Below are 12908 nucleotides of genomic sequence, written 5' to 3' on the forward strand. Positions count from 1 at the left end.
TCGACCCCGCCCCCACAGCCCCCCGAAGCCGCCACAACACCCCCCTCCACCTCCCCCCACCGCACAGCCCGTTCCTCGGCGTTCCACAGCCCTTCGCCGCCGCCGCTCCCCGAACCCCCGCCAGGCCGGACGACGAACCCGACCCCCACGCCCCCCGGCGTCTCCCTCGTCCGCCCCGAGGTGCTGACCGAACGGCGGCCCAGCGGCGTCCCGCCGGCCGGCGAAACGCCCGTTCCCGCCCGCCGTCCCCGTCACCCCCGGCGCCGTATCGCCGCAGCCGTCGCCGTCACCGCCCTCCTCGCGGCCGCGATCGTCACCGGCGTCCTTCTCGACGGCACCGGCTCGCCCGGCGGCGACAAAGCCGGGCCCTCGGCGTCCCGAGCCGCGTCCTCGCCCACCGTCGAGGGCACCGCACGCCCGCAGAGCCTGCCGCCCGGCGCCCACCGGGAGGCGGGCGGGTTCGCCTGGGCGACCCCCGAGGGCTGGACGCGCAACGTCAAGACCGGCGCCGAGGTGCACTACACCGCCCCCGACGGCACCCAGGAACTCGCCGCCAAGTCGTCCCTCGCCCGCGGCGACCTCATGGACTCCTGGGAGAAGTCCGAGCAGGACGCCCGCCAGGGCGCCGACTACCGCAAGATCCGCCTGGAACGGACGACCTTCCGGGACCGCCCCGCCGTCGTCTGGGAGTACACCTTCACGCTCCAGGGCGAGCCCTGGCACGCCCGGCTGCTCGGCTTCACCGAGGACGGCAGGGCGTACCAGATCAACACCTGGTACCGCCCGGAGGCCGAGGAGCGGGCCCTGGAGACCTACGCCCGGGTCAGGGACAGCTTCACGGTGCTGTGACCGCGAAGGCACGAAAAAGGGAGGGGTGGCGGGAACGTCCCGCCACCCCTCCCCAGGGAACCAGGTGCCGACCGTCAGCCGGTCTTGACCTTGCCCGGCGACGCGTCCTCCGCGTCCTCCACGTCGGGACCCGCCACCGCGGCAGCGGCCCCGCGTCCGGCGCCCACCTTCTCCTTCACGAACGCCACGATCAGGACGAGCGCGGCCACGAGCAGCGACAGCAGCACGGTCTTGCGGCCGTCGTGCTCGGTGTCCGTGAGCATGTAGCCGAGGACGAAGACGATCAGCGCGGCCGTCGCCCAGGTCAGATACGGGTACAGCCACATCTTCACGACGAGCTTCTCCGGCGCCTCGCGCTGGATGATCCGCCGCATCCGCAGCTGCGAGAAGCAGATCACCAGCCACACGAACAGGGCGACCGCGCCGGAGGAGTTGACGAGGAAGAGGAAGACCGAGTCCGGGAACTTGTAGTTGAAGAACACGGCCACGAACCCGAACGCGACGGAGGCGAGGATCGCCGCGCGCGGCACACCGTTGCCGGTGGTGCGGCCGAAGCCCTTGGGCGCGTCCCCGCGCTGGCCGAGCGAGAAGGCCATGCGGGAGGCGGTGTAGAGGCCGGAGTTCAGACAGGACAGCACCGAGGTCAGCACGATGAAGTTCATGATCTGACCGGCGTGCGGGATGCCCAGCGAGTCCAGCGCGGCGACGTACGAGCCGTCCTCGGCGATCGCCTTGCTGTCCCAGGGCAGCAGCGACACGACGACGAGGATCGAGCCGAGGTAGAAGACGGCGACCCGCCAGATGATGCTGTTGGTGGCCTTGGTGACGGCCTTCTGCGGGTTCTCCGACTCACCGGCGGCCAGCGTGGCGATCTCGCTGCCCATGAAGGAGAAGACGACCAGCAGCACACCGGTGAGGATCGCCCCCGGGCCGTTGGGCAGGAAGCCGCCGTGGCCGGTGAGGTTGCTGAGTCCAGCCTGTTCGCTGTCGACGCCCGGCAGCACACCGAAGACCGCCAGCCCGCCGATCACGATGAACGCGGCGATCGCGACGACCTTGATGCCGGCGAACCAGAACTCGAACTCGCCGTACGACCCGACGGACACCAGGTTCGTCGCGGTCAGCACGATCATCACGATGAGGGCCCAGGCCCACTGCGGGACGGCCGGGATCCAGCCCTCCAGGATCACCGCGCCGGCGGTCGCCTCGACCGCCAGCACGACCACCCAGAAGAACCAGTACAGCCAGCCTATGGAGAAGCCGGCCCAGCGCCCGAGGGCCCGGTCGGCGTGAGCGGAGAAGGAGCCCGAGGTCGGGTTGGCCGCGGACATCTCACCGAGCATGCGCATCACCAGCACCACGAGCGTGCCGACGAGCGCGTACGAGAGGAGGATGCCGGGTCCGGCCGTGGCGATACCGGAGCTGGACCCGACGAAGAGCCCGGCACCGATGACACCACCGATGGCGATCATCGAGAGATGGCGGTCCTTGAGGCCGGCCTGAAGGCCATGGCCGCCGACAGCCGGTGCGGCCGTCTTCTTTGTCGGCTGCGAAGTCATGGAACGGAATTTCCTTTGCGCCGTGGGGAGCGGTCCTCGTACGGAGCGGATCACGCCGGTGTACGAGCCGGACCAGTGAATCGGAGGAGAACCGATTCGGGAACCTTTGATTCGGGATTGTTACTTGAGGTTTCCTTGAGCTTCTATAGTCCACGTCACAGTTTCAAAGGCCTGGCCACCCGACGCTGCTGCCCCACGGCCGCCGTGTCACACTCGTTGCATGCGCGTGTATCTCGGCTCCGACCATGCGGGCTTCGAACTCAAGAACCACCTCGTCGACTGGCTGAAGGCCGCCGGTCACGACCCGGTGGACTGCGGGCCCCACATCTACGACGCCCAGGACGACTACCCGCCCTTCTGCCTCCGCGCGGCGGAGCGGACGGCCGCGGACCCCGAGGCGCTCGGCATCGTGATCGGCGGCTCCGGAAACGGCGAGCAGATCGCCGCGAACAAGGTGAAGGGCGTCCGCGCGGCACTCGCCTGGAGCGAGGAGACGGCGGCGCTCGGCCGCCAGCACAACAACGCCAACGTCGTGGCCGTCGGCGCGCGCATGCACACCACCGAGGAGGCGACGAAGTTCGTCGAGACCTTCCTCGGCACCCCGTACTCGGGTGAGGACCGTCACACCCGCCGGATCGAGATGCTCAGCGCCTACGAGACCACGGGCGAGCTCCCCCCGATCCCGGCCCACCACCCGCAGCAGGAGCAGTAACGCCGACCGGAGGCCGGGGGCACCGTCCCCCGGCCGGACCGCCCGCACCGGTCCCCGGGAGACGACGAAGGAGCCACCGTGCCTGAGGGGCACACCATCCACCGGCTGGCCCAGGACTACGCCGCCGCCTTCCGCGGCACGTCACCCCGGGTCACCAGCCCCCAGGGCAAGTTCTCCGACGCCGCGGCCCTCCTGGACGGCGCCGAGCTCACCCGCACCGACGCCCACGGCAAGCACCTCTTCCTGGGCTTCCGCGACACCGACTGGGTCCACATCCACCTCGGCCTCTTCGGCAAGGTCAATTTCGGCCCCGCTCCCGCGCCGCCGCCCACGGACACCGTCCGGCTGCGCCTCGCGAACCCCACCGTGTACGTCGATCTGCGCGGACCCACCACCTGCGCCCTGATCACCGGCACCGAGAAGCGGGCCGTCCACGACCGCCTCGGCCCCGACCCGCTGCGCCCCGACGCCGACCCGCAGCAGGTGTACCGGCGGATCTCCCGCAGCCGTACGTCCGTCGCGGCCCTGCTCATGGACCAGAAGGTCGTCGCCGGCGTCGGCAACGTCTACCGGGCCGAGGTCCTCTTCCGGCACGGCATCGACCCCTATCGCGCCGGCCGGGACATCACCCCCGCCCAGTGGGACGCGATCTGGGCGGACCTCGTCGCGCTGATGCGCGAGGGCGTCCGCACCAACCGCATCGACACCGTCCGCCCCGAGCACACCCCGGAGGCGATGGGCCGCCCGCCGCGCGTCGACGACCACGGCGGCGAGGTCTACGTCTACCGCAGGGCGAACCAGCCCTGTCACCTCTGCGGCGGCGAGATCCGCACCGCCGGCCTCGCCGCCCGCAACCTCTTCTGGTGCCCGGGCTGTCAGACGCCCTGACCGCGCGGGCCGCGCGTCAGAAGCCGTGCGGCAGCCAGGGCGCCACCGTGGACGCGAACGCCGACGCCGCCTCCTCCAGCGCCCCCTGCCGCAGCTCCCGCACCCGCCCGGCCTCGCCCAGCGCCCGCAGACCCACCCCGCCGAGATACGCCGACCCCAACTCCCGTACGGACAGGGAGAGATCGGCGGCGTCCGTCGTCCGCTCGCACGACGCGCCCTTGCCGTCGCCGCTGAGCCGCCAACGCCCGCCGTTCCAGGGGCAGAAGGCGTCCTCGACCTCCAGCACGACGTCCACCGGGGCCTGGTAGGTCCGCGCCTCCAGCGCCGCGCCCACGTCCACCAGCCGTATGTGCAGGGCGTCCTTCACCCGGAGCTCGCACCGCCGGATGTCCGAGACCTGGTACTGCCACGCCTCGTCCACCGGCCGCGCCCGCGTCACCACCTTCGACGTCAGGTCCAGGTCGAACAGGAACCGCCACAACGCCGCCTCCGCGGCCGGGTCCAGACCGTAGAGGTCCCGCACCCGCACGATCCCGTCGGGCCCGCCGTGCCCCCACTCCGGCTGCACCGCGTAGCGCGCGAACCCGACGACCGCGCCGTCCCGCTCCGCCACCACGCACTGCAGCGGCGACGCGCCCCCGCGCTCGCCCTCCGGGTCCAGCAGCCCGACCCGCTCCCAGCCCGGCTGCCGCGCCAGCATCCCCGGCCGCCGCGGCACCTTGGCCGCGTACACCGCCTCGCACGCGTCGAGGACGTCGGCCGGTACGGCGTACCGCAGCCGTACGTCATCGGTGCCCGGCGGCACCGACAGCCGGACCCGGGACGTGTCGATCTCGGCGCTCGCCGCGAAGGTGCCGACGCCGTAGCCGAACCGGCCGTAGATCGCCGGTTCCGAGGCGGTCAGCACCGCCAGCGAACGGCCAGAGGCGCGGACGTCGTCGAGCTGGCGGCGCATCATCGACGTCAGCACACCGCGCCGCCGGTGCGTGGCGGCCACGCCGACCATCGTCACACCGGCCGCGGGCACGACCGACCCGCCCGGCACGGCCATCCGGAAGCTGAACGCCCCGGCCGTGCCCACGCACGCGTCCCCGTCCCAGACGCCGAGGGAGTGTTCGACCTCGGTCAGGGACCGGTAGAGTTCCCGCTCCTCGGCCGCCTCCGGGATCCCGCCGAAGGCACGCAGCAGGGTGTCGTACCAGATGTCCCACTCGTCCTGCCGCAACGGCCGTGGCCGAAGTCCGCCCGCGTCGCCCGCGCTCTCTTTCACCATGGACCATGCGTACCAGCGCGGTGCGGACGGGGCGAGGCAATTTCCCGGTGACGGCGACGAAGCGGCATTCCGTGAAGTTCACTGTGAAGTTGAACCTCGGACGGGGGACAAGTGGGACCTCCCGTGCCAAGCAGCTGGTCCGATGGATAGGGTCCCGAACTGATGGCAGCAGGACGAGAGCGGCGCACGGCGGCCGAGACGTTCACGGCCCGGTCGAAGATGCAGTGGCACCGGGTCCGAACCGCCCTGCGCAGAAGCGCCGTGGACTACTTCCGCGGCGACGGCTCGGACTGGGTCGCGCTGGCCGGACTGCTCGTCACCGTGCCCATGATCTGCGCCGCCACCATGGTGAACCCGGTGTGGTTCTCCCCGGCCGCGCTGGTCCTGCCGATCGTGGCGGGCGGTGTGCTGCTGCGCCCCGCGAGCCTGCTCGGGCTGTACGCGGCGGCGGCCACCGCGCTGATCGTCGAGTCCGTCCAGCTCGGCCCGTACACGGAAGGCCCCTCCCGGGTCACGCCGGGCGTCGTCCTCGTCGTCGCCGCGTGCGGGTTCTTCGGGCTGCTCATCGCGCAGTTCCGCAGCCGGGTCGGCGTGCCCTGGCGGCGCGGCGGCACCATGCTGTTCGACCTGCGCGAGCGCATCCGCGTACAGAGCAAGCTCCCGCAGCTGCCGCACGGCTGGCATCGCGAGATGGCCCTGCGCCCGGCCGGCGGCCAGTCCTTCTCCGGTGACTTCGTCGTCGCGGCCCGCACCAACGGCGGCCGCACCCTGGAGGTCGTCCTCACCGACGTCTCCGGCAAGGGCATGGACGCCGGTTCCCGCGCCCTGCTGCTGTCCGGCGCCTTCGGCGGTCTGCTGGGCAGCCTGCCCCCGCACGCGTTCCTGCCCGCCGCCAACGGCTATCTGCTGCGCCAGGACTGGGACGAGGGCTTCGCGACCTCCATCCACCTCGTCCTGGACCTCGACTCGGGCGACTACGAGCTCTACTCGGCCGGGCACCCGCCGGGCCTCCAACTCAGCGCGGGCAGCGGCCGCTGGGAGGAGAAGGCCGCCGAGGGCCCCCTCCTCGGGGTGTACGACGGCGCCCAGTTCGACCCGGTGAAGGGCTCGTTGCGCCCCGGCGACGTCCTGATGCTGTTCACCGACGGCCTCGTCGAGACGTCCGACCGGGACATCGCCGAGGGCATCGACCGGCTCACCGGGGAGGCCGACCGGTATGTGGCGGGCGGGTTCCACGGCGCGGCCTGGCACCTGATCGAGGCGGTCGCGAAGGACGTCAACGACGACCGGGCGCTCCTGCTGATCTGCCGTGAGGGGCCGACGGCCTCGGTGGCGCCCTGAGCGGCACACTGTGGGGGTGACCGAGACACCGCGGGACACCCCGCCGCCGACGCTGTCCCTCGCCGACGTGGAGGCCGTCGCCCGCGCCGCCCACGCGGCGCAGACCGACAAGGCCGGGCGGCCGTACAGCGAGCATCTGAGCGCCGTCGCGGCGGGCGTCCGCGCGCGGGGCGGCGACGACGACCAGATCGCGGCGGCCTGGCTGCACGACGCCGTCGAGGACGACGCCCTGTCCGGGGAGTGGCTGGAGGGGGCGGCGCTGAGCCGGCGTACGAAGGACATCGTGCGGGCCGTCACCAAGCGGGCCGGGGAGCCGCCCGAGGAGTACGCGGCCCGCGTCCTCGCCACCCCCGGTGCCCTGCTGGTCAAAGAGGCCGATCTGGCGCACAACGCCGATCCGGCGCGGCTCGCGGTCCTGGACGAGGGGACCCGGAAACGACTGACCGAGAAGTACACGCGGATGCGCGCACTTCTCGGTCTCGTCGGCGGTTGAGCTCCCGGGTACGGGTCAGGCGTCGACCTTCTCGCGGGCGGTCGCGCCCTCGCGGCGCTCGCGGGCCCGGGCCAGTTCGGCCGCGTCCCGCTTGAACGCCCACTCCATCTTCGGTTCCATCGCGAACCGGAAGACCCGGCGCACGGGCGCGGTGCACAGCAGCGTGACGCCGACGGCGGCGACGACGCTGACGAAGGCGACGCCCTCGGGGCGGTGCAGCCAGTCCGCCTCGAACCAGCCCTGGTAGTCACCGGCCTTCACGACGAAGCCGTGCAGCAGATAGCCGTAGAGCGTGCCGGCGCCGAGCGTGGTGAACCACATGGGGCGGCGCGGCACCCAGGCGAAGAAGCAGGCCGTCAGCAGCAGCGAGCAGCCGAACATCGCCAGCACCATGACCGGACCGGTCCACCAGGGCGCCTGCAGCTCCTGCGCGGCGTCGCGGTGGTAGAACCACGCGGTGTTCATCCGCGGCACCGCCCAGTAGGCGACGAGCAGCGTCACCACGCCGATCGGCACCGACAGCAGCCGCGTCGTGCGCGTGCGCACCATGTGGAAGTGCTCCGGCTTCATGATCAGACCGAGCACGAAGTACGGCAGGAACTGCAGGACCCGCTGGAGGTCCAGGTCGTCGCCGATCTCCGGGGTGACGGTCGCCATCATGGCGAGGCCGAGCGCGATGGGGAGCGGCCAGCGCACGACCTTCCACAGGGGTGTGGTCAGCCGCCAGATGAACAGCGCGCACAGGAACCAGGTCAGGTACCAGGGATCCAGGATGCTGACGTCCATGCCGGGGTCGTCGTCGATCCAGCGCTTGAAGAGCGGATAGGCCGTCTCGAACACGATGTACGGCACCGCGACACCGGTGATCAGCCGCTTCATCCGGCTGGGGCTGGCGTCGAAGCTGCGGGAGAAGAAGCCGGAGATGATGATGAACGCCGGCATGTGGAACGTGTACACGACCGTGTACAGCGTCTCCAGGGTCCGGCTGCCACCCTTGATCGGCTCCCAGGCGTGTCCTATGGCGACGAGGACGATCGCCAGGTACTTCGCGTTGTCGAAGAACGCGTCGCGCTGCTTGGCGCCGCTGGACGCGGCTCTGGCGTTGCCCTGGGCCTTCCTGTTCTGCGGAGAGCGCGGACTCGGCACTCCGTCCGCCGGCTGCTGTGCCGGGGGGAGTGGCGCTCTGTTGTGGCCTTGCGGTCGCAGCGAGTCCGTCACAGACCCTCCCGACGAGAACCGGGGGAGAGGATCCCGGACCGCGCTGCGCATGCGGGGGACGAGGCAGCGTGGAACATCTGAGGCACCCTAGCGTTGTCTGAGTGATTTCGTAAAACCCGCGAGGTCATTAACGTTTATTGTGCGCGACCTCGCACGGGAGCGGCTAACGGACCCCTGGCAGACCTCTGTTGAACGCCCGGCTTGTCCGGATTCATACTGACAAGGTGAGCCATATGGCCAGGAGATGCCGCCGATGAAATGATCAACCCTCCATGAATTCGAAATAGCTGCGAACACGTTGTGTGGCGATGGAAACGATCCCGTTGAATTCGCCGCGCGGGTGTCTCCTCGAAATGCTGTACGGGCGGGACGGGGGCGGGCGTTCACACCCCCGCGCGCACCCCGGCGCGGCGGCACCCCCGGCACCCCTGTGGCGAACGAAACGTCACGTGCCGCATAGGCGGGCCCGGTTGGTGGCACGATGGTTCTGGCGGGGTGCGCGGGGTCGCGTCCCCGGGCCGGGAGAGCGGACCGACCGAGGGTGTGATCTGTTGTGGCCATTTCGCTGTCAGTGGTACTGCTGTTGGCGATCGTGCTGGTGGTGCTGATCCGAGGCGGATCCCTGAAGGCCGGTCCCGCCGTCGTCGCCGTGCTGTTCGGCTTCTTCCTGGCCTCGACGGGCATGGCGGACGACATCCAGCGGTTCCTCAACTCGATAGCGGAGACCATCAACTCGATCCAGTTCTAGGCAAGTCCCGGGTCCGTCGGGCCGCCCGGACACCTACGGATACCCTCGTTCGAGATCGTCGAACGGCACGGACGGGGGGACGTACGGCATGGCGCTGCGCGAGACCGACCCGGCGGAGGTGGGCGGTTACGCGATCGAGGACCGCCTCGGCGCCGGCGGCATGGGCGTCGTCTACCTCGCCCGCTCCGCCTCCGGCCGCCGGCTCGCCGTCAAGGTCGTACACGCCCAGTACGCCGACGCCGACGAGTTCCGCACCCGCTTCCGCCGCGAGGTCGCCGCCGCCCGCCAGGTCAGCGGCGCCTTCACCGCCCCCGTCGTGGACGCCGACGCCGACGCGGCGCGCCCCTGGATGGCCACGCTCTACATCCCCGGCGCCGACCTCGGCACCCACGTCCGCCGCCACGGCCCGCTGCCCCCGCCGAGACTGCGCGAACTCGCCGCCGGTCTCGCCGAGGCGCTGCGCGACATCCACCGCGCCGGAATGGTCCACCGCGACCTGAAGCCGGCCAACGTGATGCTCGCCGAGGACGGACCCCGCGTCATCGACTTCGGTATCTCCCGCGCCACCGAGTTCGCCGCCTCGGACGTCCTCACCCAGACCGGCCGGGTCATGGGCACCCCGCCCTTCATGTCGCCCGAGCAGTTCTCCTCCCCGCAGGACGTCGGCCCCGCCGCCGACGTCTTCTCCCTCGGCTCCGTCCTCGTGTACGCCGCCACAGGGCACGGCCCGTTCGACAGCCCGAGCCCCTACGAGACGGCCCTGCGGGTCGTCGACGGCACCCCCGAACTCGACGGTGTGCCGCCCGAACTGCTCCCCTTCGTCCGGCTCTGTCTGGAGAAGTCCCCCGCCGCCCGCCCCACCACCGGCGAACTCCTCGCCCTCCTCCGAGACGGCCGCCTGCCCGAGCCACGCGCCGGCGACGCGCCGACCATGTCCCAGGACGCGCCCCCGCCCCGCCGGCGCAGACGCCCCTGGCTCGCCCCCGCCGCGGGCGCCCTGGCCCTGGCGGCCCTCGCCGCCCTGACCCTCACCCTGACCTCCGACGAAGCGAGACCCGGGAACCTCCCCGCCGGCTGGCAGCCCTGGCGCGGCAAGTCCAAGGACCCCGGCGTCGACAAGGAACCGACCACCCCCGACGGCCCGTTCACCCGCTGCGCGGCCACCCGCACCTCCCTGGTGTGCGCCGGCGACGACGTCATGGCGACCCGCTTCGCCCTCGCCGACGGCCGCAACACCTGGGCCCGCCCCGTCGACGCCACGGCCGACGAGCTCGGCCTCGGCGACCAGGGCACCGTCCTCGCCGCCCGCCACGGCCGCGTCTTCGTCTACGGCTCCGACGACCGCACCGTCCGCGACGAGAACCACTACCGCTACACCGTCCAGGCCCTCGACGCCGGCACCGGCGAGGTGCTGTGGTCCACGGTCACCGGCGACGGCCCGGAGGCCTCCGAGCCCAACAGCGAGCTCGGATACGCCGTCGCCGTCCCCGACGGCATCGTCGCCGTCCACGGCCCGAAGGGACACCAGTACGCCTTGCTCGGCGCCGACGACGGCGAGGTCCGCTGGAAGCACCCGCTCCCCGACCCGGACACCCGGATCTGCCTGCTGCGCGGCGCGGCCGGCCAGGCGTACCTGGTCTGCCAGAAGTGGTCCTTCGACGACGAGGACGCAGGCGGGACCAGCGTCGCCCAGCTCGACCTCGCCACCGGCCGGCCCCGCTGGACCGTGGACCTCGACGGGGAGATGGACATCGTCGGACAGACCGGCGGCCGGCTGGTCCTGCTCCCGACAGCCGGCGCCCACCGCGCGGTGACGCTCATCGACGCCGACTCGCACATCGTGACGACCGTGGGCCTCGCCGAGCCCCAGCCCGAGGCGTCGACGCCCACCCTGCTCCGCGGCCGGCTCTGCTACACCCGCCCCAGCGGCAGCGTCCGCGCCTTCGCACCCGAGGACGGGCGCCGCCTGTGGGAGAGCAACTCCACCGTGGAGTCCCCGGGCCCCCCGGTGGCCTCCGCCACCCACCTCTACCTGGCGTCCCCCAGCGGCCGGCTCGCCGCCCTCGACCTGCGCACCGGCCGGGTCACCGCCACCCTCCAGGGCCGCGACGACGGCGGCACCGCCGAGGCCGGCGCCGGCGCCCCGCTGACCCTCGTGGGCGACGCCCTGTACGTCCCGTACGGCATCCGCTCCGTCTACAGCGTGGACGTCCGAGCCCTGTGAGCCGCAGGCCGCGACCCATGAAGCCGATCACACCCCCGGACCCCGCCCGCGCGGCCCTTACCCTGGACGGCCGCCGCCTTTCCTGCCTCGACTTCGGCGGCCCGGGACACCCCCTGCTCGCCCTGCACGGCCGCTTTTCAGCGAGGGCCGCACCTTCGCCCCCCTCGCCCGGGCCCTCTTCCCGCACTGGCGGGTCGTCGCCCCGGACCAGCGCGGGCACGGCTTCTCCGGCCGGGGCCCGGACTTCTCCCGCGAGGGCTGCATCGCCGACGCCACCGCTCTCCTCACCCACCTCGGCCTGGAACGGCCGGTGGTCCTCGGCCACTCGCTCGGCGGGGTCAACGCCTACCAGCTCGCCGCCCGCCACCCCGGCCTGGTCAGCGCACTCGTCATCGAGGACATCGGCACCGAGATCGACGACGACCTGTCCTTGCCCCACCGGGCCCCCACTCGCACCGCCCTGACCGAACAACTGGGGGACTCCGCCCGCTACCCCCTCCTGATCCACGGCACCCGCAGCGACACCGTCACCGAGGCCCACGCCGAGGAACTGCCGTCCCGCCGCCCCCACACGAGCCTCGCCCAGCTCCCCACCGGCCACACGGTCCACGAGACCGCCCCCGACGGCTTCGCGGCCACGGTGAGCGCCTTCCTGGACACCCTGAAGGGCTGACCGCGGCGGGGGCCCTGTGCCAAGATCACGGAATGCTGCGACTGACCGATTTCATCATCGACTGCCCGGACACGATGAAGCTGGCGGCCTTCTACTCCGAGGTGACCGGCCGTCCCGTCAAGGAAGGCAGCACCGAGGAGTGGGCCGGCATCCGGTTCGGCGAGATCGAGCTGGCGTTCATCCGGGTGGACGACTACCGCGCCCCGCAGTGGCCCGACAGCGAGCACCCCAAGCAGTTCCACCTCGACTTCGAGGTGGACGAGATCGAGCCCGAGCAGCGCCGCGTCCTCGCCCTGGGCGCCACCCTGAGGCAGGACTTCATCGGCCCCGAGGGCTACGGCTGGCAGGTCTACACGGACCCGGTCGGCCACCCCTTCTGCCTGTGCCGCAACAAGGGCGTCGTCTGGACCGAAGAGGGCCCGACCTGGCCCGGCCGCGCCTGACCGGGACCCCGCCTCACAAAACGACCAGGGCCAGGCGGAGGAGCAACCCTCCGGCCTGGCCCTGAGCCGTTCAGAGCGGGCGACGGGAATCGAACCCGCGTAGCTAGTTTGGAAGACTAGGGCTCTACCATTGAGCTACGCCCGCACAGCGACGCGCCGCAGGTCAGTGACTGCGGCACTGAAGGCATCGTAGCGGGTCGGCACCCCTCGTCGCACACCCCGGGAATGCGGAGGCCGCGCCGACTTCGGGCATGTACCCTACGTGTCGCACCAGCACGGGGTGTGGCGCAGCTTGGTAGCGCGTCCGCTTTGGGAGCGGAAGGCCGTGGGTTCAAATCCCGCCACCCCGACCACGACCGGTCACCGCCGGCCTCCGCACGGCCACCTCGTGCGATCACGGCCGATGATCGCCTTTGGGGCCGTGTCCTCGCTGCCGTTACTATGCAAGCTGCACGCCCGTGTGTCTCTCCGTAACTCACGAAGTCCT

The 12908-nt window shown here is 71.8% G+C and carries 11 protein-coding genes, 2 tRNA genes and 1 pseudogene; 10 read left to right on the plus strand and 4 right to left on the minus strand.

The window, feature by feature from the left end; translation table 11 throughout:
• A pseudogene (locus KBY32_RS16435) lies at window positions 1–849 on the plus strand (serine/threonine protein kinase); the annotation flags it as partial.
• A gap of 74 nt (window positions 850–923) precedes the next feature.
• Here KBY32_RS16435 and KBY32_RS16440 read toward each other — a convergent pair.
• Window positions 924–2408, minus strand: a complete 1485-nt coding sequence (locus KBY32_RS16440) for an amino acid permease (RefSeq protein WP_055623860.1) — start codon at window positions 2406–2408, stop codon at window positions 924–926.
• Between the two features lie 220 nt (window positions 2409–2628).
• On the opposite strand from KBY32_RS16440, the gene KBY32_RS16445 reads away from it, so the two are divergent.
• Together KBY32_RS16445 and KBY32_RS16450 are read left to right on the plus strand one after the other, a co-directional pair.
• Window positions 2629–3120, plus strand: coding sequence for a ribose-5-phosphate isomerase (locus KBY32_RS16445; RefSeq protein WP_055623859.1), 492 nt, complete (start codon window positions 2629–2631; stop codon window positions 3118–3120).
• A gap of 78 nt (window positions 3121–3198) precedes the next feature.
• Complete coding sequence (locus tag KBY32_RS16450; protein WP_210980582.1) at window positions 3199–4008, plus strand: Fpg/Nei family DNA glycosylase; 810 nt, start codon at window positions 3199–3201, stop codon at window positions 4006–4008.
• A 16-nt stretch (window positions 4009–4024) separates the two neighbouring features.
• On the opposite strand, the gene KBY32_RS16455 is transcribed toward KBY32_RS16450, so the two are convergent.
• Window positions 4025–5281, minus strand: a complete 1257-nt coding sequence (locus tag KBY32_RS16455) for a GNAT family N-acetyltransferase (RefSeq protein WP_210980583.1) — start codon at window positions 5279–5281, stop codon at window positions 4025–4027.
• A gap of 162 nt (window positions 5282–5443) precedes the next feature.
• Between KBY32_RS16455 and KBY32_RS16460 the strand changes: the two genes are divergently transcribed.
• Window positions 5444–6622 carry a PP2C family protein-serine/threonine phosphatase gene (locus KBY32_RS16460; protein ID WP_055623856.1) on the plus strand — a complete coding sequence of 393 codons (1179 nt, stop codon included), beginning with the start codon at window positions 5444–5446 and terminating at the stop codon, window positions 6620–6622.
• Window positions 6623–6638: 16 nt separating this feature from the next.
• Window positions 6639–7115 (plus strand): HD domain-containing protein, encoded by a 477-nt coding sequence (locus tag KBY32_RS16465; protein ID WP_210980584.1) that lies wholly within the window; start codon window positions 6639–6641, stop codon window positions 7113–7115.
• Window positions 7116–7130: 15 nt separating this feature from the next.
• On the opposite strand, the gene KBY32_RS16470 is transcribed toward KBY32_RS16465, so the two are convergent.
• Window positions 7131–8333 carry an acyltransferase family protein gene (locus tag KBY32_RS16470; RefSeq protein WP_210980585.1) on the minus strand — a complete coding sequence of 401 codons (1203 nt, stop codon included), beginning with the start codon at window positions 8331–8333 and terminating at the stop codon, window positions 7131–7133.
• A 553-nt stretch (window positions 8334–8886) separates the two neighbouring features.
• Between KBY32_RS16470 and KBY32_RS16475 the strand changes: the two genes are divergently transcribed.
• The 4 genes from KBY32_RS16475 to KBY32_RS16490 all read left to right on the plus strand — a co-directional run bounded on the left by KBY32_RS16475 (window position 8887) and on the right by KBY32_RS16490 (window position 12421).
• Window positions 8887–9081, plus strand: coding sequence for a hypothetical protein (locus KBY32_RS16475; RefSeq protein WP_004001285.1), 195 nt, complete (start codon window positions 8887–8889; stop codon window positions 9079–9081).
• An 88-nt stretch (window positions 9082–9169) separates the two neighbouring features.
• Window positions 9170–11305, plus strand: a complete 2136-nt coding sequence (locus KBY32_RS16480; RefSeq protein WP_210980586.1) for a serine/threonine-protein kinase — start codon at window positions 9170–9172, stop codon at window positions 11303–11305.
• 82 nt (window positions 11306–11387) lie between these two features.
• On the plus strand, window positions 11388–11978 hold the full coding sequence (locus KBY32_RS16485) for an alpha/beta fold hydrolase (RefSeq protein WP_308293750.1): 591 nt from the start codon (window positions 11388–11390) through the stop codon (window positions 11976–11978).
• A 32-nt stretch (window positions 11979–12010) separates the two neighbouring features.
• Window positions 12011–12421 carry a VOC family protein gene (locus tag KBY32_RS16490; RefSeq protein WP_055623852.1) on the plus strand — a complete coding sequence of 137 codons (411 nt, stop codon included), beginning with the start codon at window positions 12011–12013 and terminating at the stop codon, window positions 12419–12421.
• Window positions 12422–12495: 74 nt separating this feature from the next.
• Here KBY32_RS16490 and KBY32_RS16495 read toward each other — a convergent pair.
• Window positions 12496–12566: transfer RNA gene (locus KBY32_RS16495), tRNA-Gly, on the minus strand.
• A gap of 131 nt (window positions 12567–12697) precedes the next feature.
• On the opposite strand from KBY32_RS16495, the gene KBY32_RS16500 reads away from it, so the two are divergent.
• Window positions 12698–12774, plus strand: a tRNA-Pro gene (locus tag KBY32_RS16500).
• Window positions 12775–12908 lie beyond the last annotated feature (134 nt).

The sequence above is a fragment of the Streptomyces sp. RK62 genome, assembly GCF_018070255.1.
Classification (GTDB): domain Bacteria; phylum Actinomycetota; class Actinomycetes; order Streptomycetales; family Streptomycetaceae; genus Streptomyces; species Streptomyces nigra.